This window comes from Rhizobium etli CFN 42 (assembly GCF_000092045.1).
Classification (GTDB): Bacteria; Pseudomonadota; Alphaproteobacteria; order Rhizobiales; family Rhizobiaceae; genus Rhizobium; species Rhizobium etli.
The window spans coordinates 60421-82106 of sequence record NC_007766.1; the positions used below are offsets into that span (position 1 = coordinate 60421).

The 21686-nt window shown below is 60.5% G+C and carries 25 protein-coding genes; 17 read left to right on the plus strand and 8 right to left on the minus strand.

Features of this window, described 5'->3' with window-relative positions:
* Positions 1-984: an alpha/beta hydrolase gene (locus tag RHE_RS26715; protein WP_011428371.1), complete on the plus strand. Its 984-nt coding sequence runs from the start codon at positions 1-3 to the stop codon at positions 982-984.
* A 107-nt stretch (positions 985-1091) separates the two neighbouring features.
* The gene (locus tag RHE_RS26720) at positions 1092-1817 is read left to right on the plus strand and encodes a Crp/Fnr family transcriptional regulator (RefSeq protein ID WP_011428372.1); all 726 of its coding nucleotides are present in this window, start codon (positions 1092-1094) and stop codon (positions 1815-1817) included.
* Here the strand turns inward: RHE_RS26720 and RHE_RS26725 are convergent.
* The 3 genes from RHE_RS26725 to RHE_RS26735 all read right to left on the minus strand — a co-directional run bounded on the left by RHE_RS26725 (position 1809) and on the right by RHE_RS26735 (position 2840).
* Entirely contained in the window at positions 1809-1991 is a 183-nt protein-coding gene (locus RHE_RS26725) for a hypothetical protein (protein WP_020919114.1), read from the minus strand. The genes RHE_RS26720 and RHE_RS26725 overlap by 9 nt on opposite strands.
* Positions 1988-2290: a hypothetical protein gene (locus RHE_RS26730; RefSeq protein WP_011428373.1), complete on the minus strand. Its 303-nt coding sequence runs from the start codon at positions 2288-2290 to the stop codon at positions 1988-1990. Before RHE_RS26730 ends, RHE_RS26725 begins: the two co-directional genes overlap by 4 nt.
* A 178-nt stretch (positions 2291-2468) precedes the next feature.
* Positions 2469-2840, minus strand: coding sequence for a hypothetical protein (locus tag RHE_RS26735; protein WP_011428374.1), 372 nt, complete (start codon positions 2838-2840; stop codon positions 2469-2471).
* Positions 2841-3111: 271 nt separating this feature from the next.
* Between RHE_RS26735 and RHE_RS26740 the strand changes: the two genes are divergently transcribed.
* Entirely contained in the window at positions 3112-3411 is a 300-nt protein-coding gene (locus RHE_RS26740; RefSeq protein ID WP_042119952.1) for a hypothetical protein, read from the plus strand.
* A gap of 68 nt (positions 3412-3479) precedes the next feature.
* Entirely contained in the window at positions 3480-3719 is a 240-nt protein-coding gene (locus tag RHE_RS26745) for a DUF6894 family protein (RefSeq protein ID WP_011428375.1), read from the plus strand.
* Between the two features lie 121 nt (positions 3720-3840).
* Here RHE_RS26745 and RHE_RS26750 read toward each other — a convergent pair whose 3' ends face one another.
* Together RHE_RS26750 and RHE_RS34560 are read right to left on the minus strand one after the other, a co-directional pair.
* Positions 3841-5214 carry a sensor histidine kinase gene (locus tag RHE_RS26750; protein ID WP_011428376.1) on the minus strand — a complete coding sequence of 458 codons (1374 nt, stop codon included), beginning with the start codon at positions 5212-5214 and terminating at the stop codon, positions 3841-3843.
* A gap of 499 nt (positions 5215-5713) precedes the next feature.
* A complete protein-coding gene (locus tag RHE_RS34560) occupies positions 5714-5920 on the minus strand; it encodes a hypothetical protein (RefSeq protein WP_244425835.1) in 207 nt (68 codons plus the stop codon).
* Positions 5921-5961: 41 nt separating this feature from the next.
* Between RHE_RS34560 and RHE_RS34565 the strand changes: the two genes are divergently transcribed.
* Entirely contained in the window at positions 5962-6174 is a 213-nt protein-coding gene (locus RHE_RS34565; protein WP_244425837.1) for a helix-turn-helix domain-containing protein, read from the plus strand.
* A gap of 37 nt (positions 6175-6211) precedes the next feature.
* Here RHE_RS34565 and RHE_RS26760 read toward each other — a convergent pair whose 3' ends face one another.
* The gene (locus RHE_RS26760; RefSeq protein ID WP_020919121.1) at positions 6212-6472 is read right to left on the minus strand and encodes a hypothetical protein; all 261 of its coding nucleotides are present in this window, start codon (positions 6470-6472) and stop codon (positions 6212-6214) included.
* A gap of 192 nt (positions 6473-6664) precedes the next feature.
* On the opposite strand from RHE_RS26760, the gene RHE_RS26765 reads away from it, so the two are divergent.
* The 11 genes from RHE_RS26765 to RHE_RS26815 all read left to right on the plus strand — a co-directional run bounded on the left by RHE_RS26765 (position 6665) and on the right by RHE_RS26815 (position 19467).
* Complete coding sequence (locus tag RHE_RS26765; protein ID WP_011428377.1) at positions 6665-7423, plus strand: FadR/GntR family transcriptional regulator; 759 nt, start codon at positions 6665-6667, stop codon at positions 7421-7423.
* 24 nt (positions 7424-7447) lie between these two features.
* Complete coding sequence (locus RHE_RS26770) at positions 7448-8422, plus strand: sialic acid TRAP transporter substrate-binding protein SiaP (protein ID WP_011428378.1); 975 nt, start codon at positions 7448-7450, stop codon at positions 8420-8422.
* A 198-nt stretch (positions 8423-8620) separates the two neighbouring features.
* Positions 8621-9193 (plus strand): TRAP transporter small permease, encoded by a 573-nt coding sequence (locus tag RHE_RS26775; RefSeq protein WP_011428379.1) that lies wholly within the window; start codon positions 8621-8623, stop codon positions 9191-9193.
* 4 nt (positions 9194-9197) lie between these two features.
* On the plus strand, positions 9198-10604 hold the full coding sequence (locus RHE_RS26780; protein ID WP_011428380.1) for a TRAP transporter large permease: 1407 nt from the start codon (positions 9198-9200) through the stop codon (positions 10602-10604).
* Positions 10605-10614: 10 nt separating this feature from the next.
* Positions 10615-11649, plus strand: a complete 1035-nt coding sequence (locus RHE_RS26785) for an L-idonate 5-dehydrogenase (protein WP_011428381.1) — start codon at positions 10615-10617, stop codon at positions 11647-11649.
* A 170-nt stretch (positions 11650-11819) separates the two neighbouring features.
* Positions 11820-12992, plus strand: coding sequence for a helix-turn-helix domain-containing protein (locus RHE_RS26790; RefSeq protein WP_011428382.1), 1173 nt, complete (start codon positions 11820-11822; stop codon positions 12990-12992).
* 98 nt (positions 12993-13090) lie between these two features.
* Positions 13091-13495 carry a response regulator gene (locus RHE_RS26795; RefSeq protein ID WP_011428383.1) on the plus strand — a complete coding sequence of 135 codons (405 nt, stop codon included), beginning with the start codon at positions 13091-13093 and terminating at the stop codon, positions 13493-13495.
* A 26-nt stretch (positions 13496-13521) separates the two neighbouring features.
* Positions 13522-13914 (plus strand): response regulator, encoded by a 393-nt coding sequence (locus tag RHE_RS26800; RefSeq protein WP_011428384.1) that lies wholly within the window; start codon positions 13522-13524, stop codon positions 13912-13914.
* 118 nt (positions 13915-14032) lie between these two features.
* Positions 14033-15055, plus strand: a complete 1023-nt coding sequence (locus tag RHE_RS26805) for a chemotaxis protein CheB (RefSeq protein ID WP_011428385.1) — start codon at positions 14033-14035, stop codon at positions 15053-15055.
* A 64-nt stretch (positions 15056-15119) separates the two neighbouring features.
* Positions 15120-19091 (plus strand): CheR family methyltransferase, encoded by a 3972-nt coding sequence (locus RHE_RS26810; protein ID WP_042120044.1) that lies wholly within the window; start codon positions 15120-15122, stop codon positions 19089-19091.
* On the plus strand, positions 19084-19467 hold the full coding sequence (locus tag RHE_RS26815) for a response regulator (RefSeq protein ID WP_042119954.1): 384 nt from the start codon (positions 19084-19086) through the stop codon (positions 19465-19467). Before RHE_RS26810 ends, RHE_RS26815 begins: the two co-directional genes overlap by 8 nt.
* A 72-nt stretch (positions 19468-19539) precedes the next feature.
* Here RHE_RS26815 and RHE_RS26820 read toward each other — a convergent pair whose 3' ends face one another.
* Entirely contained in the window at positions 19540-19770 is a 231-nt protein-coding gene (locus RHE_RS26820; protein WP_020919132.1) for a hypothetical protein, read from the minus strand.
* A gap of 224 nt (positions 19771-19994) precedes the next feature.
* Here RHE_RS26820 and RHE_RS26825 point away from each other — a divergent pair, with 224 nt between their 5' ends.
* Positions 19995-20195 carry a hypothetical protein gene (locus tag RHE_RS26825; RefSeq protein WP_042119956.1) on the plus strand — a complete coding sequence of 67 codons (201 nt, stop codon included), beginning with the start codon at positions 19995-19997 and terminating at the stop codon, positions 20193-20195.
* Positions 20196-20304: 109 nt separating this feature from the next.
* Here RHE_RS26825 and RHE_RS26830 read toward each other — a convergent pair whose 3' ends face one another.
* Positions 20305-21603 carry a GGDEF domain-containing protein gene (locus tag RHE_RS26830; protein ID WP_042119957.1) on the minus strand — a complete coding sequence of 433 codons (1299 nt, stop codon included), beginning with the start codon at positions 21601-21603 and terminating at the stop codon, positions 20305-20307.
* Positions 21604-21686: the final 83 nt, after the last annotated feature.

The window sequence follows — 21686 nt, forward strand, 5'->3', positions numbered from 1 at the left end:
GTGTCTCCGGGAGCAGCATCGCACCCGCGGCTGGCGTCGCTCACTTCCCACGAGGTCGGCGGCGCCCGCAGGCTCAATGCCCTGCTGCGGCTCCTTCCCAGCTATAATACCGATCGACGCTGGAACGCCAAGACTGTGCAGGCCGCTATCCACATAGCGCAACTCCTGGTGCCGGACGGGTTGGGGCGCCACAGGGACGTTGTCACTCGCGCTGTCTTGGCCGATGGCAAGCGCATCCGCCTCAGGCTAATCCATCCGAACGGAGCCCGCCGCGGCCTCTACGTCCATTTTCACGGCGGCGCCTGGGTCATGGGCAACGCCCGCCTTGACGACGGCATCACCCGCCCGATCGCCAAAGACTGTCAGGTGGTGGTGGCCGGCGTCGATTTTCATAATGCCGCCGACGACCGGCTAGACCTTGCTCTTCTGGACAGCAAGGCGTCGATCGAATGGCTGGCCGATCATCTCGCCGAGTTCGAGGTCGAGCATCTCGTCCTCGGCGGCGAGTCATCAGGCGCTCAACTCGCTGCAGAAGCGCTTCTTCATCTGCGCCAATGCCGCAAGGCGGAGGCCGTCGTCGGATTTGTTTCGGTGTGCGGCGCTTTCGATCTCGGCGGTTCACAAAGCCTGCGGCTCTCGACGGGCAGAAGTCTGGTGATAGACGGGCAATCGGCGCTCCGCAATCTGCAGCGACTGACGCCAAGCCTTTCCGGGCGCGAGGCGAAAGGTCCGTTGTCTGCCGATCTCTCGGGCCTGCCTCCGGCCCTGTTGGTCGCGGGGGCGCTCGATCCGATCCTCGACGACAGCATCTTGATGTATGAGCGATGGCAGAGCCAAAACGGCAATGCCGACTGCGTCGTCTTCCCGGAGGCCCCGCACGGCTTCAACCGCTTCCCGACCAAACTGGCAGCCAGAGCAAAAAGCCTTGTCAGAGCGTGGATATCGCAGACGCTCGACCGCACTGCGAGTGCGGGTAGGGGCTGATCGAGCGCAGGCCTACGAGTCTGTACGCTATTGCACAATGTATTGCTCAATTCTAGACGGTTAGGTTCGCCCGCAGCAAGGGTCGCATCACTGATGCGCGGATGGACATGGATGACCAACAATTGAAGTTTCGCAATGAACTTTTGCGCGCAATGGGCCCGCAGGAGCAGGAACTCCTGCTGCCGCATCTGGAGCGGGTCGATCTCGAGGTGCCTTTGATCCTTGAAATGGAGAATAGTTCGGTCAGCGACGTCTATATTCTCGAATCAGGGCTTGCCTCGATTGTGGCGAGGTTTCCGGGCGGTCGCGATATCGAAGTGGGCATCGTCGGCCGCGAGGGCATGACGGGCGCGGCAGTGATTCTCGGCGGGAATCAATCCGCGAACCGGACGTTCATGCAAGTCTCCGGTCATGGCTTCAAATTGCCGGCAGTGGTCCTTTCCACCGCGATGGAAGAAAGCCGCCCCTTACGTAGCCTGCTTCTCGCCTATATCCAGGCGCTGCTTGCCCAAACGACGTCGACGGTGCTCGCCAACGGCCATGCCAGGCTCGAGGAGCGGCTGGCGCGATGGCTGCTGATGGTTCATGACCGGACCGATGGCGCGACCATCTGGCTGACCCACGAGTTTCTTGCGGTGATGCTCGGGGTACGCCGCGCCGGCGTCACGGTCGCGCTGCATCTGCTGGAAGGCAAAGGACTGATCCGGTCCACGCGGCGCCAGATCGTCATCCTCAACAGGCGGGGATTGATCGAAGAGGCGCATGGATCCTATGGCGCTGCCGAGGAGGAATATCGGCGGCTGATTGGAAAGGATCTCGCCCGCTCAGCCTGATCCTGGCGTGGTGCTCTGCTCGTCCTTCTCGGGCAGCGAGCCGGCGCCGGGCGTTTTGCTTTCGTCTATGAGATGATCCTTGGCGTGAGGACCGGCCGGCGGGTTTTTCCTCGCATCCGCGGTTTCCTTATCGGTTCCTTCGACGTCGGCCCGCGCTTTTTCACCGTCGTTCATGAGCTGCTCCTCGTCAGACTGAGATGACCGGCCGGTCGTTTCGATCTCCGCCCCGCCGTGATTGCAGCAGTTGGGCAGAGCCCCTTTTTCGCCGACGCCAAACGCCCGACAGACAACAGCTTGTCCTCGTCGGTCAAGCCGTGGCGATAAAGGCGAATGAGCAGCGCGGCGACCTCCTGCATGTCAGGCGAGCGCAAGGGCATGTCGGCCTCGCGGCCGATCACATTCAAAACGGTCTGCAGACGCTGAAGATCGGTTGAATCAAGCGCTTTCAGATGGATGGACTGAGAATCGAGCATGACCCTGGTCCCGAAGCTTTCACCGTGCGTTTTGAATAATGGGACTCAATTGGGGCTGAAACAACTCTTCGTCCCCAATTGTACGGAACTGAACAGTCGACCCAAAGTGCTATAGTATCGGCCCGAAAATCAGAATCGTTAGCACGTCCTTTGTGCATCCGAACGGACACATGGCGTTCTAGTGATAATAGGACGGGTCTGCTCCAAACAGAGCGGCGATCATCGCGTCGATATCGGAAGGACGCCCGCTGACGACAAAGCCGCCGGGCGGTGTTTCAGACCGCTCGCTATGGGCAAAGATGAAAGGAATTCGGCGCGTCTCCAGCCATTCGTTCATCCAGAGCATGGCTTCGTCGGAAATCGTCACGTCGATGATCACGGCATCGAACAAGAGGCCCTCGCTCAAACATTCCATCGCGCTGGAAACGACGACAGGACCGGCAAGCACAGCCTTTAGCGCGACAAATGCCTTTCTCGCATCGTCCGAAAGGAAGCCGGCCTCACCGATGATAAGGATCGTCTTGCCGGCAATCGGGCTGAGCGATTTCATGGCGAACTGCCTAATGTAATCCTGGCTTTAGGGTGATCATGCTGTTCAACGGCGGTTCGAAGCATCAGGCGGTCCGCGCCTGCACCGTGCCTACCCGATTCGAGCCTATCAGGCGACGTTCATTCGTCGTGATCGCCGAACCGCAGCCGGGTCGCCTTGTTCCCCTGGCGGACCGGATCAAGCCCCGATCGTCCTGTCCGTACGCTTCCGCACCGGCCGTTGAAATCGAAGATCCGAAGTTTAGGATCCTTGCATATATGGGAGGAAGCGGATGATCCAGCACTCGGGAATCACGAAGCCGGGGTTACAGCCTGATGACGTGGCAATGCTGACCACGGTCCTTGAGGGATGGTGTCAGGAGAATTCATGCGTGATCGCAAGTCCGGCCGCCGAACATGTTGCCAGGGAACTCGTATCCTGGTTCGAATGCGGCATCCGGGACAAGCACAAGCTCGCCGGCCTGATGCGGCATGTGCATCTGGATCCGGAGGACCTGCTGATCACATCGGATGCACCGCTCTGCGCAACTGCGCATGAGAACGCCGGACGGGCGGAGCGTCACGATGGATAGAAGCCGGCCAGGTTCCGCCGAACCTTACCCAACGTTATGGCATTGATTCTGCAACGACGGGGCAGCTGATGCCAAGATTTTATTTTAACGTCGTTTCAAACACCGGCACGGTCGTCGATCCCGAAGGTTCGCGGCTGGCAACCATCGAAGACGCCAGGCGCGAAGCCGTTCAGGATGCGAGAACCCTCTTGAGCCAAGCGGTTCTTTCTGGAAAAGACATTTCAGCGAGAAAGATTCACATCTGCGATGAACAGGCCACCCTGCTTTTGATCGTGCCTTTCGCCGATACCATCACGAGTGCCGAATAGAGAAGCCGTGGACCGGCAGGGCGTTCAAACGTTCATATTCCCGCTTCGGAATGCCGCAGCTGCCGGTAGAAATGTTCATTTTGGAGATGCCGGAGATGAAGGAAAACGGTGAAAGAAGCCTTCACCCTTCCCTCGGCAAGCGGATCACGAACCCCGTACCGGGCACACGATCCTCGATATGCATCTCCGCCTTCAGCTGCTGCACGAGCGCGCGCACGATCTTCATTCCCAGGCTTTTCCCCTCGTTTTCGAAGGATAGCACTTCCGCGGGCAGACCCCGCCCGTCGTCGGCGACCTCGAGGCGGATCTCATCGGCAATGCTGCGGGCACTGACGGTGACGGCGCCTGAGACATCGGGATAAGCGTGTTTGAAGGCATTGGTTACCAGCTCGTTGACGAGGAGAGCGATCTGGATCGCCCGATCGGCATCGACCATGCATGGATCAGCGTCGACGGTTACCGCGTGGCGGGAGGTCGATTGCTGCAGGCGCTGACAGAGGCTCGACAGGAAATCCGCCAGATCTACCGTTTCGATATCCGGCTGACGCCATAATTGATCGTGCACCTGGGCGATGGTTCCGACACGCGCTTCCGCATCGCGAAGGGCCTGTCCGACCTCCTCCTGTTTGGTCGAACGCGCCTGCATGGCAAGCATGGCCGCGACGAGGCCCAGGCTGTTCTTGACGCGATGGCTCATCTCTCGCAGCATGATCTGCTGGTGTTCTTCGGCAAAATGACGCGCGGTATCGTCCCTGAGCACTTTGAGGTAGCCGGAGCGCTGGGAGCGAAGCGGCATGGTCAAGCCGCTGCCCCAGAATTTCGAACCGTCCCTGCGTAAGTGAAACCGCTCGTTCTCGGCGCGGCCGCGCTCCAACGCCGTCTTCATCTCCCGTTCCAGGGCGCCGTCGTCCCGGTCCTCGGGAAGAAAGAGAATATGGGCGTCGCAACCGAGAATCTCGTCTTCCTCATACCCGAAGATTCGGCAGGCGCCGGTGTTCCAGCTGATGATCCGCCCATCCCGGTCGAAAGCGAAGATCGCATAGTCGATCGCACTTTTGAGAATAAGCTGGAGACGCTCTTCGCTGGCGCGCCGAGCTTCGTCCTCATGCAGCATCTGCGTCCGGTCGCGGACGATTTTCAGAAGGCCGTAAGTCTCGCCGGCATTGTTGCGAAGCGGCATCATCAGGCCCGAAGCCCAAAACGAACTGCCGTCCTTTCTCACATGCCAGCGATTGTCGTCCGCGCGTCCGGTGGCTAACGCAAGCCTGATTTCCTTGAGCATGGCCCCTGCAAGCTGATCATCGAACGTAAAGATGGCGGCACTGCTCTGTCCAATGATTTCGGGCGCCGAATAGCCGAAGAGATTTGTCGCACCGGCGCTCCACGTCACGACGGTGCCGTCGCGATCCATCGCAAAAATCGCATAGTCCCGGGCGCTCTCGACGATGTGCCGATAGATTTCCGCCTCGTCGCTCGAAAGGGGATATTGGTCCATGCCTGCGCCCCATGGAATTACCGTCAGCTACATTAGCATTTACTACAGAAACTTTCTCGACCAAGTGCGCTTGCGTACAAAAGTGGCCTGCGAAACCTTCTGTCGAACATAGGAGTACGGCGACGTGCCTTGCAATCGGCCATCCCGCGGTTCATAATTTTGGTACGGTCAAGCGGACCTTGTGGCGCTGGCGGCCGGAAGACAGTGTCCTCTTGCCAAACAAGGGCAGAGCGACGCGTGCGTTCGAAAGTGAAAATCTCATTCTGTCGCAGTTGGCGGATCCGGAGCTTCTGGCTCTGGAACGCATACCGGAACCTCTTCTTCTTCCACGCGATTTCGCGCTCGTCCATTTGGGCACGACTGTCAGCGATTATTATTTCCTGGAAAACGGCATTGCTTCCATGGTGGCGACAGTCCCGAGGGTAGGAAGGCCGAGATCGGCGTGCTCGGCAGGGACGGAATGTCGCCGCCGGCCCTGACAGTGGACGCGGAGTGGTTTTCATTCGACGTCATGATGCAGATTGGCGGTCATGGGCGCCGTGTGGAAGCCGGCGCTCTGGCATGTTTCCTCGCCGACCGGCCCGCCGTCCGCCGGCTGCTTTCGCATTTTCTCCATACGTTTGTCGTGCAGGTCGCCAACGCTGCGCTGTCGAACCCCGTTCACAAGTTCCACGTTCGCCTGGCGAAATGGCTTCTCATGTGCCATGATCGCCTCGATAGAGAAGTGATTGAAACACACATGAATATATGGCCACAATGCTGGGAGTTCGCCGCTCTAGCGTCATTGATGCCTTACACATCCTGGAGAGTGAGCATCTCATTTATTCCACCCGCGGCCTGGTCATCATCCGCAACCGCGCATCCCTGGAAGCCTTCGCAGCAGACGCCTACGACCTGCCTGGCATCACAGGACGCGGCTCGACGGTGATCGAACGCCCGTCTCTGGCACTGAGGCGCTGAAGCACGTCGCGCACCGGGATCGACGATCTCTCAAGGGTCACTTTCCCGGCAGATCCTTTTCGGTCGTTGCAGCCGCCGGAAGGTGGTTCTGCGACCCCTCCCTATCGGACGCGCGCAAAGGAGCTGTGGGCGCCTTCTGGACGTAGATGCCGAGTCCGAGCGCGCCAATGGCCACCACGAAAGCGCCGGCGATGGCGGCAACCGATCGGCGCCCGTCCTGCTTGATCATTCCGAAAGCAAGAGCAATTCCGAGAAGGGCCGCCCCTCCCGCCACTGCAAAAAGCCAGAGATAATTCATCGTGATGCTCCCAGTGTCGGGCCTCGAACCTGTGAAGTCGGTGAAGGTTCCCGCGGTTGCCGACGCGCCGACTATGCCCGTTCGAATTTCATGCGACGCATTGACGCACAACTGCGAGGATGTTACCAATCGAATTGGTCAGGCCAGTTGACCAGCTGCGCGCTTGAGGAGAAGCCCGCCGAGGAGGCCGGAATGTTTTCGCCCGTTGAATCGCGCCGCCTCTACAGGCAGGTAGCGGATCAGATTCGTTCGATGATCGCCGGCGGCGAGCTTGTCGTCGGTCAGAAGTTGCCGGCCGAGCGCGAGCTGGCGGAGCAATTGTCGGTCTCACGCCCGACCGTCCGCGAGGCGTTGATCGTTCTCGAGGTCGAAGGTCTCGTCAACATCCGCATGGGCTCCGGCATCTATGTGGTGCGCCGGCAGGGCATCAGCATGGCGACAAGCGAAAGCGAGCCGGTGGAGGGACCCTTCGAATTGCTGCAGGCGCGCGCCATCATCGAGTGCGCCATCGCCGAAGAGGCGGCAACCCGCGCCGGGCCGGAAGACATCGCTGTGCTCGACGAGGCGCTGAGGCGCATGAGCGGTGGCCTCGACGACGCGGCGACTGTGCTCGCCGCCGACCGCGCCTTCCATACAGGAATTGCCGCCATCATCGGCAATGCCACCCTGATCCGCGTGACGGGCGAGATGTTCGACATGCGCATGACCCCTTATTTCGCGAAGCTGGCCAGCCATTTCGAGGGGCCGCCGACATGGCGCAGTGCCGTCGATGAGCACCGGGCGATCCGCGATGCAATAGCCGCCGGCGATACGGCAGGCGCAAAAGCTGCGATGCGTGCCCATCTCACCCTGTCGCAGAAAAGATTTTCCGAGAGCTTCGGGGAGGAGTTTTCGGGAGAGGAGGAGCGCGGCCGCGACAAGGCGGCTGCGAAAGGAGCCACCAAGACTTAAACCCGAGCTCGGGAGGAGAGAGCAATGAAGAGCAGACTGGCAATGATACTGTGCACCGCAGCCGCGATCATGGCGACGACGGCGGTCGCCCATGCCCAGACCGTCCTGAAATGGGCGCATGTCTACGAAACCTCGGAGCCGTTCCACACGGATTCCGTCTGGGCTGCCGAAGAGATCGCCAAGCGCACCGACGGGCGCTACAAGATCGAGGTCTATCCGGCCTCGCAGCTCGGCAAGGAAGCCGACATCAACCAGGGCCTCAAGCTCGGCACGGTCGACATCATCATCTCCGGGTCAAGCTTTGCCGCACGCGACTACAAGCCGATCGGCGTCACCTATTTTCCCTATATCTTCCGTAACCCGGACCACCTGATCGCCTACACCAAGAGCGACGTCTTCAAGCGGCTTGCCAAGGGTTATGAGGACAAGATCGGCAACCACATCGCCGCCGTCAGCTATTACGGCACGCGCCACACCACCTCGAACAAGCCGATCGCCAAATGCGCCGATATGCAGGGCCTGAAGATCCGCGTGCCTGATGTTCCCGCCTATCTCGCCATGCCGCGCGCCTGCGGCGCCAACACGACGCCGATCGCCTTTGCTGAAGTCTATCTCGCCTTGCAGAATGGCACGGTCGAGGCGCAGGAAAATCCGCTGACGACGATCGAGGCGAAGAAGTTCTATGAGGTCCAGAAGAACATCATCCTCACCGGCCACATCGTCGATCACCTGAACACCGTGATCTCGAAGACGCGGTGGGCGAGCCTTTCCGACGAAGACAAGAAGATCTTCGGCGAAGTGATGCAGCAGGCCGCCGAGCGCACCACCAAGACGATCGCCGGCAAGGAAAACAGCCTCGTCGCCACCTTTAAGGAAAAGGGCCTCAACGTTACCGAGGTCGACAAGAGCGATTTCGAGAAGAACGTGATGGAAAAGGTGAAGTTCGAGGACTTCGGCTATGAGAAGGCCGATTGGGAAGCGATCCGGGCGATCCAGTAAGCGCCTTGGGCGCGACGTCCGCCAACTCTTCCTTCGTCATGCTCGGGCTTGTCCCGAGCATCTGCCTCAGATCGATGGGGCAGCAGATCCTCGGCACAAGGCCGAGGATGACGTCGAGCGAGGAGCGAGCCCAGCAGCCTCAAGCCGGGTGCCATCTGCATCCTCCGCCCTCCTTCACCAACAGGAACAAGGCCGATCATGTCGCAAGAAATTCACACGCCAATCACGGCCGAGGAAATCGGTCACGAATTCGAAGGGCACGCGCCGACGGCGAACGTCGCGGACTATGCCGTCGAAGACTGGATCACGCTGATCGTCTTCTGGCTGATGGCCGGCTGCGTCTTTCTGCAATTTTTCACGCGCTATGTGCTGAACGACAGCTATGCGTGGACCGAGGAAATCGCGATCAACTGCCTGATCGGCGTCGTCTTTCTAGGCGCCGTCATGTGCGTGCGCACCTCGCGGCATATCCAGGTCGACGTGTTCTATCACTATATGCCGGCGGGGCTGGCGCGCGTGCTCGCCACTTTCGTCGATATCGTCCGCATCGGCTTCTTCGCCTATGGCTGTTATCTGATGTGGCGTTACGTCGATATCGTCGCCGACGAGCAGATGGTCACCATCGAGCTGCCGCGCAACATCGTCTTCTACTCGGTGCTTGTCGCTTTCGTGCTGATGCTGATCCGCGCCGTGATCGTCTTCATCGCCAATATGCGCCGTGGCTACTCCGTCCTGGAGCGCCCGGAAGAATTCCAATCCGTCGAAGGATGACCCGATGCTGCTGCTTCTTGGCTCGTTTCTGCTGCTGATGCTGGTCGGCGTGCCCGTCGCCATTTCGATGGCCGTCGCCTCCGTGCTTTACATCGTCCTTTACGGCGTGGCGCCCGACATCATCGTCGCCCAGCGCATGATCGCCGGCGTCGAAAGTTTTCCCCTGCTCGCCGTGCCCTTCTTCATTCTGGCGGGCAATCTGATGAACTCGGCGGGTGTGACCGGCCGCATCTACTCCTTTGCGGTCGCCCTAGTCGGGTGGATGAAGGGCGGGCTGGCGCAGGTCAATATCATCGGCTCCGTCATCTTCTCCGGCATGTCGGGCACCGCGCTCGCAGACGCCGCCGGCATCGGCACGATCGAAATCAAGGCAATGAAGGACCACGGCTATCCGGTCGAAGCGGCGGTCGGCGTCACGGCGGCCTCCGCCACGCTCGGCCCGATCTTTCCCCCGTCGCTGCCCTTCGTCATCTACGGCATGATGGCGAACGTCTCGATCGGCGCTCTGTTCATGGCCGGTATCCTGCCCGGCGTCGTCATGACGCTGCTGATGATGATCACCGTCGCCGCCTTCGCCTATCGCAAACGCTGGGGCTCGGACGCACCGTTCAATGTGCGCGAGCTCCTGTCGGCCGGCATGGAAATCGTCGTTGTCCTGATGGTGCCTGTGGCGATCTATCTGATGATGCGCGCCGGTCTTTCGATGAACGCCGCGGCGGGTATTGCCCTCCTCGTGCTTCTGGCGCTCGACTGGTATTTCGGCTTCTCCGCCGTCATGGCGCTGATGACCCCGGTTATCCTGATCGGCGGCATGACGATGGGCTGGTTCACGCCGACCGAAGCCGCGGTCGCGGCCGTGCTCTGGTCGCTCTTCCTCGGCCTCGTGCGCTACCGCACGATGACGCTCTCGACACTCGCCAAGGCGAGCTTCGATACGATCGAGACGACGGCATCCGTTCTCTTCATTGTCACCGCGGCTTCCGTCTTCGCATGGCTCTTGACGGCCAGCCAGGCCGCGCAGCTGCTTTCCGATGCGATCCTGTCGATCACCGACAATAAATGGGTGTTCCTGATCCTGGTGAACCTGCTGATGCTGTTCGTCGGCTGCTTCCTGGATACGATCGCGGCGATCACCATCCTCGTGCCGATTCTGCTGCCGATCGTCGCCAAGTTCGATATCGACCCGGTTCAGTTTGGCCTGATCATGACGCTGAACCTGATGATCGGCCTGTTGCATCCGCCGCTCGGCATGGTGCTTTTCGTGCTGTCCAGAGTGGCGAAACTCTCGGTCGAACGCACCACCATGGCAATCGTGCCCTGGTTGGTGCCGCTCTTCCTGGCATTGATCCTGATCACCTTCATTCCCGCCGTATCGCTCTGGCTGCCGCAGCAACTCGGACTGTTGAGATAGGATGGCCATGATGCGAACACGTCTGGCACGGCTTTACCAAAAGGGCGATCTCAGGATCGAGGCCGACACCGTTGCGCCCCCCGGTCCGGGCCAGGTGCTGCTGAAAATGGCGGCCGCTGGCATCTGCGGCTCCGACCTGCATTATTATCAGGACGGCGGCTTCGGACCGATCCGGGTGCGCGAGCCGATCATCCCCGGCCACGAGGCATCGGGAATCGTGGAGAGGGTGGGGGAAGGGACAGATCTGAAACCCGGGACGCTTGTGGCGATCAACCCCAGCCAGCCCTGCGGCCAATGCGAATATTGCGGGAAGGGACTGCCGATCCACTGCCTCGACATGCGCTTCATGGGGAGCGCGATGCGCCTGCCGCATGAGCAGGGCATGTTCCGGGAATGGCTGGTGGTGCCGGCCAGGCAGTGCTTCGAAGTGGGAGCGGCAACGACGGCCGCGGAAGCGGCGTGCAGCGAGCCCTTGGCCGTTTGCCTGCACGCGGCATCGCGTGCGGGAGAGATCTCGGGCAAGCGTGTCCTCGTCACAGGCGCTGGCCCGATCGGCTGCCTGATGGTTGCCGCCGCCCACCATCACGGCGCGGCGGAGATCATCGTGACCGATCTGGCCGATGCGGCGCTGGCGAGAGCCGAGGCGATGGGTGCGAACCGGACGATCAATGTGTCTCGGGAGGCTGCGGCGCTTGCCGAATTCGAGACCGGAAAGGGCTATTTCGATCTCGTCTTCGAATGCTCGGCCGCCGCACCCGCCATCCGCAGCGCCATTGCCGCCATCAGGCCGCGTGGCACGATCGTGCAGGTCGGCGTCACGGGAGAGATCCCGGTCCCGCTCAATGCCATCGTCGGCAAGGAGCTCCATATCCACGGCACGCAGCGTTTCCACGAGGAATTCGCTGCCGCCGTCGAGCTGATCTCAAGTCGCGAGATCGACGTGCGGCCAATCATCAGTCACAGCCTGCCTCTCGAAGAGGCTGACGCCGCTTTCATCCTTGCCGGCGACCGTACGGCTGCCTGCAAGGTGCAGCTGACCTTATAGAGCACGGACGTTTTCGCGGGCGACAAAAAGGGCAGCACTCGGCGCCCCTCAGCTTATTGATCCTATCGGCGATTCTGCGGTCTATGGTCGCTCGTGGCGGCTGTTCGGAACAGGTGCGCAATGCGAACGTTTCCAGTATAAATCGATACGGCGCTGGGAGACAGATCTGCATGAATACGACTTTTGACAAACCTCGGGAAAGGGTTGTCCTGGTCGTCGAGGATGACTATGTCCTGGCGAGTGATCTCGCTTCTAACCTCAGCGAAATCGGCGCCAAGGTTGTCGGCCCTGCCCCAAACGTCGAGCAGGCACTGAAATATATTGACGACTCCTCCCAGATCGACGTTGCCATTTTAGACATCAATCTGGCGGGAACCATGGTATTTCCGGTTGCCGACGAGCTCTCAAAGCGCAATATTCCCTTCTTCTTTGCAACCGGCTACAGCCGAGACGTTGTTCCTCCGCGTTTTGCAGATCGCATCTTCGTGGAAAAGCCGTTGGACAAGAGCGCGGTTTACGATGCGCTTTCCGATTGCCGGCGCTCAATCGAAAAGGCGGCGGGTGGCCAAAAGAACTTGATCCTTTCGATGCTTTCTCGCCGCGAAAGCGAGATCATCGGGCCACATCTGAAACCGGTGGTGCTGATCCAAGGTGAGATCCTCGAGCAGCAGTTTGCAGAAATAACAACTGTGTCCTTCATCGAAACCGGTGTCGTTTCCCTTGTCGCCACGTCTCTCGATGGCAGACAGGTCGAAGCCGGCCTGATCGGGCGTGAAGGCGTGACCGGCGCCGGGTTGCTGGAGGGCGATTGGCGAACGCCTTACAACCTGATGGTGCAGATCGAAGGAGCCGCGCAGTGCATCGACGTCGATAGTTTCCTTCGTCTTACGCGCCGAGCCCCGCAGTTGCGCTCTCTTTCGCATTCCTTTTCGCGAGCGCTCGGAATTCAAATCAGTTACACGGCCTTGGCCAACGGGCGATACTCCATCGAACAGAGACTGGCGCGTTCGTTGCTGATGCTCCTCGACCGAACAGACAACCCGGTGCTGCATCTCACTCACGAATACATGTCGTTCATGCTCGGCGTCAGGCGCTCCGGCGTGACAGGCGCGCTCCACGTCCTTGAGGGCGAGAAGCTCATCAGGTCCGTGCGAGGAAAGGTCGTCATTGTGGACCGGGCCGGACTCATCCTCAAGGCTCACGGTTCGTACGGCATTCCGGAAGCTGAATACGAGCGCCTGATGGGATTCCCATTAAACGGTACAAGGAGTGCTGGGAAAAACACCGTCAATCAAGCGCCCGACTTCGCGCCTCCCATACGTGGGCCGAAAGGACGCCATTAGATTGTAATCAGATCGGTCGGAACCTCGTGAAACGATTATCCGTTCGACGGTGCAACTTTCGCCTTCAGCGGGAGTTCGACACGCGAAGGAGCTGGATCATGCAAAGACCATTTTCGTTCGCGGGGCGTTTCTACCTGATCGTCGAAGACGAGTACCTCGCCGCTTCCAGCATGGTTATGGCGCTGGAGGACGCAGGAGCAGAAGTCGCCGGGCCTGTATCCAATGTCGCCGGCGCTTTGAAGCTCGTCTCTGAGCGCGCGTCCAAATTCGAGGCCGCAATTCTCGACATCAACTTGCGCGGGACAATGGCTCACCCGGCGGCCGAGAGGCTTGCCGAGGAAGGGATCCCCTTCGTTGTCGTCACGGGTTACGACTGCGGTTCCGTGCCCGAGCCATTCAGCATGATGCCCTGTCTCAACAAACCCTGCGATGAACAAGAGCTGCTGACGGTCCTGGCTGGTCTGCCGGTACGGCGGCGGCCTGGGCTCCATCGCTCTATTTGATCTCTGGCCCGATTGGAAAGAACCCAGTGGAAAAAGGCAATTACACGAAACTCTTCTCGGGGAAGCGTATCCTGATTGTTGAGGACGAGTATTTTCTTGCCGACGACACCCGCCGGCAATTGGAGGATTTCGGCGCGACGGTCATTGGCCCTGCGGCGAATGTTGGCCGCGCGCTTGACCTTATCAATCGCGAACACGTCGATGCGGCGATCCTGGACGTCTTTCTTGGCGACGAGCTGGTTTTTGCTGTCTCCGATGAACTGGAGGAACGAGAAATCAACTTTGTCTTTGCTACCGGCTACGACCGGTCATACATCCCCGCAAAGTATCAAGGGTTTGCGCTCTGCGAAAAACCGACCGAGCTCGAAAAGATCGCCGTCGCGCTCTTTGGCCGGTCAGGTTCCGAACGGCTGAATTGATCACCGTAGCCGCGCCCGGGTGCATTCAGCTACGAGCGTCAATTCCGGGTGGATTTGCCGCCCGGCGGAACCAACGGGCTTGTCGGCTGTTGAACCTGAACAACAAAGGTCAAAAACGATGTCTTCCAGCGCGACCAAGGATATCATTGCCATCGGCGGGTCGGCTGGGAGCGGTGTCGTCTTGAAAACCCTGGTCGCTGATTTGCCCGCCGACCTTCCCGCAAGCGTCTTCGTCAGCACCCATATTCCCGCGAATTCTCCGGGTTATCTGCCGGAGATCCTATCAGCACGGTCCAAGCTTCCGGTCACGCAGGCGATTGACGGGCAACTGATCGAGCGGGGCCACATCTATCTCGCTGCACCCGATCGCCACCTGTTGCTCATGGGCGAGACGATCAAGTTCGGTGCCGGCCCGCGGGAAAACATGGTCCGGCCATCGATCGATCCCATGTTTCGCTCTGCTGCCCTGTCTTTCGGCCCGCGCGTGGTCGGGCTCGTGCTGAGCGGAATGCTGAACGACGGAGCGGCAGGATTGCACGCGATCAAATCCAATGGGGGGACGACCGCGGTGCAGCACCCGCTCGATGCGGAGGCAGATCAGATGCCCTTGGCAGCGCTTGAGGCAGTGGAGGTCGATCATGTGGCGCCTGCGGCTGACCTTGGCAAGCTCCTCGCCGGCATCGCAGGCAGCGATGCAGGGCCGGCTCGCGGTCCGCCATCGGCCGGTCTGCGGCTGGAGGTCGAAATTGCGGCTGGCGCACGACTTGGCAGTGCCGAACTTCGCAAGATCGCCTCTCCGACTGCCTTAACCTGTCCCGACTGTCATGGCGTGCTTTCCGAGGTCCGGGGTTCGCAGCCGCTGCGATTTCGCTGTCAGATCGGCCATGCCTATACCGCCGACGCGCTTGTTGCGCATATCGATGAGCTCGACGCGGCGATCAGGATTGCCATGCGGGTGATGGAGGAGCGGCTGACGCTGGTGGAGCGGATGGCGCGGGACGCGCGCGACACCGGCCGCACCGCGGTCGCCGAGCTCTACGAGGCCAGGGCTGTCGAGTACAAGCAGTATTCCGAGACCTTGCGGCAAGCTGCCCTGACGTCTCTGCGCCTCGGTCGCGCATCGCGTTTCCAAGATAGCTGATAAAGTTGTATCTTTCTGCTGTGCCGAACGTCTAGAGTCGGCGCAGCAGAGGCATGGATCGATGATGGCGTACGACGAACAGGAAAGCATGGAGCAGCAGGCAACCGCGCCTGACCCGGGCCGCTACGAGCAGCCGGTCGTGATCGTCGGCATAGCGGTGTGTGCGCAGTCCGTTAGTTCACTCGAACAGATATTCTCGCAGATCGACGTAGATCTCGGCGCATCCTACCTTGTGGCGGTGCGCCAGGAGGGGGTCGATGCCACGGCCGTTCTTGATATGCTGGGGCGGCAGGATCGCCTTGCGGTGACAGTCGCAGTCGATCGAGAGCGGATCCTTCCAAATCACGTCTACATCGCCGGCTCCGACGATATGATGACCCTCGAAGACGGTCACATCCGCATTCGGCCGGCATCGGAGCCGATCGGCCATCGGGGCACGATCGACACGATGTTGATCTCACTCGCAGAGCATGCCCAGGAGCGCGCCATTGCCGTAGTCCTCAGGGGGCTCGAGAGTGACGGAACAGCCGGTGTGGCAGCGACAAAGAAATTTGGCGGCCTGTCGATTGTGGAGGCCGGCGAAGGCACCGATGGATCCACCGAGGAAGGGGGAGGGGCGTTGGCAATTGCCGACCTGCGCCTGCCGGCACAGGGGATCGCAACGCATATCGCACTGTACGCCGGCAATGTGACCGAGGAAGAAGACGCTGGTCTGGATGACGAGCGGCCAAGCGTGCTCGAGGCGCAGATCACGCAGATTGCAACGATTCTTCGCAACGTCACCAGCCATGACTTCCATGGATACAAGCGCGGCACGTTCACGCGGCGCGTTCAGCGACGCATGCAGGTGCTGCAGATCGCCAGCATCGAGGCCTATATCGAGCGGCTTCGTGCCAGCCGCGACGAGGTCCAGAATCTTTTTCAGGACCTTTTGATCGGCGTGACGCAGTTCTTCAGGGATCCGGCCGAGTTCGAAGCGCTTGAGCGCGAGATTCCAAGGCTGTTCGAAGGCAAGGAGCCGGGAGACCAGTTGCGCGTCTGGGTGCTCGGTTGCGCCACGGGCGAGGAAGCCTATTCGATCGCCATGCTGTTGCGCGAGCATATGGCCACCATGGATTACCCCCCTGATGTGCAGATATTCGCGACGGATCTTGACGCGCGCGCGCTGGGGATTGCCCGCGGCGGCCGCTATTCCGCTGCAATAACCTCACAGGTACCGCCCGAACGGCTGGCCCGCTGGTTCGTGCGTGAGGGCGACACCTATTGCGTCGTCAAGGAATTGCGGGAGATGTGCATCTTCTCGCCGCACAATATCGTCAAGGATGCGCCGTTCTCGCGCATCGACATCCTGTCTTGCCGGAACCTGCTGATCTATCTCGACAGTGAGCTGCAAAACCGGGTGATCCCGATCTTCCACTTTGCCTTGAGGCCAAGCGGTATCCTGTTTTTGGGTTCTTCGGAAAACGTCACCCGCCACGCCAAGCTTTTTGCGCCCGTCGACCGCAAAAACCGGCTGTTTCGAAGGCTGGAAACGGCAACCCGCATCATTCCCGATTTCCCGCTCAGTCCACGCCCGCGCAGCCCCGATCATCCGCTTTCAGCACCGGCTCCGATGCTGCAGACCGGCCGGCTGTCGGCCACGATCAGCCGGCAGGCGGAGGTCGTCGCCGAGCGCTTCGCCCCCGCCTATGTGGTCGTCGATTCGCATTATGACGTGCTGCACTTCTCCGGACGCACAGGCCGCTATCTCGAACCCGCGTCGGGGACGGCGACGCTCAATCTTCTGAGCCTTGCCCATCGCGACCTCCGACTCGACATGCGTTCGGCCCTGCAGCGTGCGACGACCGAAGCCGTCAAGGTCGAGGTGCCGAGGGTACTGCTGCGCCAGGATGACCGCACCTACGCCGTCAACATCATCGTCGAACCGCTCGGCAGCGGCGACGTCACCTCGCTGATCGTGCTGTTCCAAGACGCGGGGCAGGTGGCCGAGGGCACTGCGCCCGATGGCGGAAGGCTGACAAGCGAAGAGCATGTCCAACGTCTCGAGACTGATCTTCGGGTGACGCGCGACCGGCTGCAGGCGACGATCGAGGAGCTGGAATCGACAAACGAGGAGCTCAAATCCTCGAACGAAGAATATCAGTCGATCAACGAAGAACTGCAGTCGGCCAATGAGGAGATGGAAACCTCGAAGGAAGAGCTGCAGTCCGTCAACGAGGAACTGCAGACTGTTAACGGCGAGCTTGCCCACCGTGTTACCGAACTTGACCGGACCAATTCCGACTTGAAGAACCTCCTGGAGGCGACGCAGATCGCCACCGTTTTCCTCGACAATGATCTGCGCGTCAGAAGCTTCACGCCTGCGGCGACCGAAATATTCCATCTGCTCGACACGGATGTCGGCCGGCCGCTCGACCATGTCGTCTCGCGCGTTGCCTATCCGGAACTGCTGGATGATGTTCGCCTCGTACTCAGAACGCTTGTGCCGACTGACCGAAAGGTCAGCGATCCCACCAACAACCGGCATTACGCCGCACGCGCCCTGCCTTACCGCAGCGTCGACAATTATATCAGCGGTGCTGTCGTCACCTTCACCGACCTGACCGCTACCTACGAGGCGGAGGTCGCGCTTCGACGCAGTGAAGAGCGCCTCCAGCGAGTCCTGGAGACGGATGCGGTCGGCGTAATTTTTCTCAATCGGGATGGTGTCATATTCGACGCCAACGAAGTCTTCCTGAAGATGTCGGGATACACCCGCTCGCAAATGGAGCGCGGCGAGCTGCACTGGCGCCGGCTGACCCCGGAGGAGCACCACGCCGAGAGCGAGGCACAGATGGAAGCTCTGAAAGAAACCGGGAAAATCGGCCCCTATGAGAAAGAGTATTTTCTCGCCGACGGGACGCGTCGCTGGATGTTGTTTGCCGGCCGCGATCTTGGCGACGGCACGGTCGCCGAGTTCTGCATCGATATCTCGGCACGAAAACAGGCCCAGGCAGCTCTGCGGCAGGGGGAGGAGCAGTTCCGCCTCTTCGGCGAAGCCTCCTCCGACGTATTGTGGATCCGCGACGCGGAGACGCTGCAATGGGTTTATCTGACGCCGGCCTTCGAGACCATCTATGGTGTCGACCGCGAGCAGGCGATGACCGGCAACAATTTCCGCAGCTGGGCGGAACTGATCATTCCCGAAGATCGAGAACAGGCGCTCTCGGAGATCGGCCGGGTGCGGGAGGGCGAGCGCGTCGAATTCGAGTACCGCATCAGACGCGCCTCTGACCACGAGATCCGCTGGCTGCGGAATGCCGATTTCCCGCTTTTCGGCGAGGAAGGAAACGTCAAGCAGATCGGCGGTATCGGCCGCGATATCACCGAGGAAAAAGCCTCCGCCGAGCGGATGAAGGTTCTCGTCGCCGAGCTTCAGCACCGCACGCGCAACCTGATGGCCGTCGTCCGGTCTATGGCCGAGAAGACCATGCGCACCAGCACCGATCTGGCCGACTTCCACGAAAGGTTCCGGGACCGTCTGGACGTGCTGGCTCGAGTACAGGGTCTTTTGTCGCGGCTGCAGGAAGGCGATCGCATCACCTTCGACCAGCTCATCCGCTCGGAACTGGCCGCACATGGCATGCTGGAAGGCGAAAACAGCCGGATAAGCCTGCAAGGTCCTGATGGCGTCAGGCTTCGTTCCACCACCGTGCAGACCATGGCATTGGCCATGCACGAACTCGGCACCAACGCAGTCAAATATGGAGCGCTCAGCCAGGCCCGAGCGCATCTGGCCATCACCTGGCGCGTCGAGCAATCCGGCGAAGGCGGCAAGCCATGGCTGCATGTCGACTGGCAGGAAAGCGGGGTGAAGATGCCAGCCGCGGATTCCGGGCTGCAAGGGGGTGGTCAGGGTCGCGAACTGATAGAGCGAGCGCTCCCTTATCAGCTTGATGCGAAGACCTCCTACGTTCTCGGTGAGGACGGGGTTCATTGCACGATCGCAATTCCGGTTTCTCTCAGTAATCTGATCGAGGCCGAAGCCTATGGCTGAAGGGCTGCTGCGCGGACGCCGCGTGCTCGTCGTCGAGGACGAGTTCATGTTGGCGGAGGACATGTCCCAGCAACTGGCGGAGGCGGGTGCGCTCGTGCTCGGACCGGCGCAATCTCTCGAGCGCGCATTCGAGCTGCTGACCGCAGCCGATGCCCTCGACGCGGCGGTTTTGGACGTCAATCTTCATGGAAAGCAGGTGTATCCGATTGCCGACACGCTTCTGGAGCGCCATGTTCCTTTCGTGTTCACCACCGGCTACGACGCCTCCGCGTTACCGGCGAGGTTCAAGTCGATGAGCTGCTATGCCAAGCCCGTCGACATGTCGCGGCTGATAGAAACGCTGCAAGCGGCAATCACCGCCGCACACCAGGCATAATCCCATGTCCACTGTCGGCGGACAAATTGCCGGTCCGTCGATTGGCGCTGCAAAGGTCGGGCTCCGCTTGCCTCATGTCTCTCTTGCCAACGCAAGAAGCTCGGCCTTGAGCCTGTCAAGGTGAGCAACATGCATGATCTGAGACTCTTCGAAATTCATCAGAAGCCGCTTCGCTTCCGTGACGTCGGCGCCACGGTCGATCAGCTCGGCCAGGATCTCACGCTGCCGAGCCAGGTGCAGTTCTCCCGTAGCGACATGCTCACGCGCCTGCTGCAAATGTTTCTCCACCATTGTCCGGTCCATGTGGACCTCCTTTCCTCCCGCGGCAGATCATGCGCCTAATATTGACCTGAGGAAACGGTAATTGCTGGTCGTTGGAAGCAAGCGATGTTTTTCCGATGCGACCGATGTCCTGAATCGGCGATAAGGTTCGCAAAGAGGAGCGGGATACCGCACGGAAACAAAACGGCGCCTTTGTTGTTACTGATAGGGACGCGCAGGAAAGTAGCCGGAACGGGAGCAAGACGATGGACACAGCAACTCATTGGGCGCTTCTCCTCGGCATATTGACGTTGGCGAGTTGGTTAGCCGGAGGCTTCGCCGCCGTACTTGGAAACGTGGAACTTGGCCATCACGGGCAAAAGGCAGCCGAATATCTGACGTTCGGTCTGAGCGTCACCGGCTTCATCTCGGCCGTCGCGATGATATTGATGCTGGTGATCCGATGACCTCAATCACCCGAAAGGCCATAGAGCCGACCTTCCCGCTCGCCAATTATCTTGACTCCGGGCGGGATGATCGTTCGGGAGAAGGAGCTCTGATCGATCTGCCGATCCACTACCCCTGGCGTCGCGCGGCGGTCTGCCCGGTGGCGACAGGCGGACGACGAAAGACCGAGACCTGGTTGCGTCCGGCTTCCTTGGCGCGATAAAGCGCCATGTCGGCTTCGTGCTGGAGATTTGCCAGTGAAACACCGGTGTCGGCCCTAGACTTGAACGCCACGCCGACGCTCAGCGTCACCGAGGGGCCCACGCTGGAGGCCGGGTTCGGCAGGGCGGCTGCTTCCACGCTCTCGCGTATTCGCCTGGCGACCGCGACGGCCTCTTCTTCATCGACATCAGGAAGAACGACGAGAAACTCCTCGCCGCCATGTCGCGAGACGAGATCGCGATCGGCGCGCACGCAGCTCTGGATGATGCCGGCAACCTTGACGAGGCAGCGATCGCCTTCGCCATGTCCGAGCTTGTCGTTCAGCCCCTTGAAGTGGTCGATGTCGCACATCAGCATGGCGACGATGCCGGTTTCACGGCCGTGGCGCCAGAGACTCTCGAGCGTTTCCATCATCCAACGGCGGTTGGCGATCCCGGTGAGCGGGTCGGTTCTGGCCAGCCGCTCCAATCGGGCGTTCGCGTCGGCAAGCTCCGCGACACGGCGCTGATCCCTGCAGTCCAAAAGAAATGTCTTTTGCGCCAGGATGTTCATCGTTCGCCTGGCGACCACCGTCGCGATGATCCCACAGGAGAAGAACAGGGTCGCGGCGACGACACTGCCCGCTTCCAAGAGCGGGTTGTGCCATTGAAGGATGAGGTAGAGACAAAGGGCATAACAGGCGATTGCGATCGTCCAGGCCAGCGGCACGCTGAAAATGGTGATTGCGCTCGTCGCGACGAACAACATGATGCTCAGATGCCGCTCGTAAAATTCGCCGCCGGCAAAAACGCCGACAAGCCCGACCGAGAGGAGAATAAGGAACATTCCTAGAAGCAGCGACGCCCGCTGAACGGCCGCCGGGCGCGGCTTATTCCAAACGACAGCCGTCAAAATTGCCGCCGGCGGCAAAAGGCAGGCGGGAGCAATCATCGACAGCACGACCTGTCTCGGAAGCAGGGCGGCGTTCAGCGCCAGCGTCAGGACATCGACAAATGCGACCCAAATCATCCAGGAACGGATGACCTTCGCCGTCTGCCGCCATAACCTTTCGTCAAAACGGCGGCGCAGCTCGCCCGTCAGGCGGATATCGCGGGTTCGGCCCGATAAAAGACGTTCGACCTCATCCGCCATTGCGCCAGTCAACGGCCGTGGCGGCACAGACCCGGCTGGAGAGGTTTCAGAGGAAGTGCTTTTGGCATCTCTCATCTTTGATTTAACTAGCCGCGATGCAGCGCTCGGCAAGGCTTACGCAACCGCATCGGGATTCGTATGTTGATATTTTGTAAACA

What these genes read in the sequence shown, in the direction of transcription:
- RHE_RS26720 (WP_011428372.1), top strand. Translation starts at nt 1,092, where the DNA reads ATGGATGACCAACAATTGAAGTTTCGCAATGAACTTTTGCGCGCAATG.
- RHE_RS26730 (WP_011428373.1), bottom strand. Translation starts at nt 2,290, where the DNA reads ATGCTCGATTCTCAGTCCATCCATCTGAAAGCGCTTGATTCAACCGAT.
- RHE_RS26770 (WP_011428378.1), top strand. Translation starts at nt 7,448, where the DNA reads ATGAAGAGCAGACTGGCAATGATACTGTGCACCGCAGCCGCGATCATG.
- RHE_RS34565 (WP_244425837.1), top strand. Translation starts at nt 5,962, where the DNA reads ATGGCCACAATGCTGGGAGTTCGCCGCTCTAGCGTCATTGATGCCTTA.
- RHE_RS26785 (WP_011428381.1), top strand. Translation starts at nt 10,615, where the DNA reads ATGCGAACACGTCTGGCACGGCTTTACCAAAAGGGCGATCTCAGGATC.
- RHE_RS26820 (WP_020919132.1), bottom strand. Translation starts at nt 19,770, where the DNA reads ATGGACCGGACAATGGTGGAGAAACATTTGCAGCAGGCGCGTGAGCAT.
- RHE_RS26750 (WP_011428376.1), bottom strand. Translation starts at nt 5,214, where the DNA reads ATGGACCAATATCCCCTTTCGAGCGACGAGGCGGAAATCTATCGGCAC.
- RHE_RS26830 (WP_042119957.1), bottom strand. Translation starts at nt 21,603, where the DNA reads ATGAGAGATGCCAAAAGCACTTCCTCTGAAACCTCTCCAGCCGGGTCT.
- RHE_RS26760 (WP_020919121.1), bottom strand. Translation starts at nt 6,472, where the DNA reads ATGAATTATCTCTGGCTTTTTGCAGTGGCGGGAGGGGCGGCCCTTCTC.
- RHE_RS26790 (WP_011428382.1), top strand. Translation starts at nt 11,820, where the DNA reads ATGAATACGACTTTTGACAAACCTCGGGAAAGGGTTGTCCTGGTCGTC.
- RHE_RS26815 (WP_042119954.1), top strand. Translation starts at nt 19,084, where the DNA reads ATGGCTGAAGGGCTGCTGCGCGGACGCCGCGTGCTCGTCGTCGAGGAC.
- RHE_RS26740 (WP_042119952.1), top strand. Translation starts at nt 3,112, where the DNA reads ATGATCCAGCACTCGGGAATCACGAAGCCGGGGTTACAGCCTGATGAC.
- RHE_RS34560 (WP_244425835.1), bottom strand. Translation starts at nt 5,920, where the DNA reads ATGGCACATGAGAAGCCATTTCGCCAGGCGAACGTGGAACTTGTGAAC.
- RHE_RS26810 (WP_042120044.1), top strand. Translation starts at nt 15,120, where the DNA reads ATGGCGTACGACGAACAGGAAAGCATGGAGCAGCAGGCAACCGCGCCT.
- RHE_RS26725 (WP_020919114.1), bottom strand. Translation starts at nt 1,991, where the DNA reads ATGAACGACGGTGAAAAAGCGCGGGCCGACGTCGAAGGAACCGATAAG.
- RHE_RS26780 (WP_011428380.1), top strand. Translation starts at nt 9,198, where the DNA reads ATGCTGCTGCTTCTTGGCTCGTTTCTGCTGCTGATGCTGGTCGGCGTG.
- RHE_RS26805 (WP_011428385.1), top strand. Translation starts at nt 14,033, where the DNA reads ATGTCTTCCAGCGCGACCAAGGATATCATTGCCATCGGCGGGTCGGCT.
- RHE_RS26795 (WP_011428383.1), top strand. Translation starts at nt 13,091, where the DNA reads ATGCAAAGACCATTTTCGTTCGCGGGGCGTTTCTACCTGATCGTCGAA.
- RHE_RS26735 (WP_011428374.1), bottom strand. Translation starts at nt 2,840, where the DNA reads ATGAAATCGCTCAGCCCGATTGCCGGCAAGACGATCCTTATCATCGGT.
- RHE_RS26765 (WP_011428377.1), top strand. Translation starts at nt 6,665, where the DNA reads ATGTTTTCGCCCGTTGAATCGCGCCGCCTCTACAGGCAGGTAGCGGAT.
- RHE_RS26775 (WP_011428379.1), top strand. Translation starts at nt 8,621, where the DNA reads ATGTCGCAAGAAATTCACACGCCAATCACGGCCGAGGAAATCGGTCAC.
- RHE_RS26825 (WP_042119956.1), top strand. Translation starts at nt 19,995, where the DNA reads ATGGACACAGCAACTCATTGGGCGCTTCTCCTCGGCATATTGACGTTG.
- RHE_RS26745 (WP_011428375.1), top strand. Translation starts at nt 3,480, where the DNA reads ATGCCAAGATTTTATTTTAACGTCGTTTCAAACACCGGCACGGTCGTC.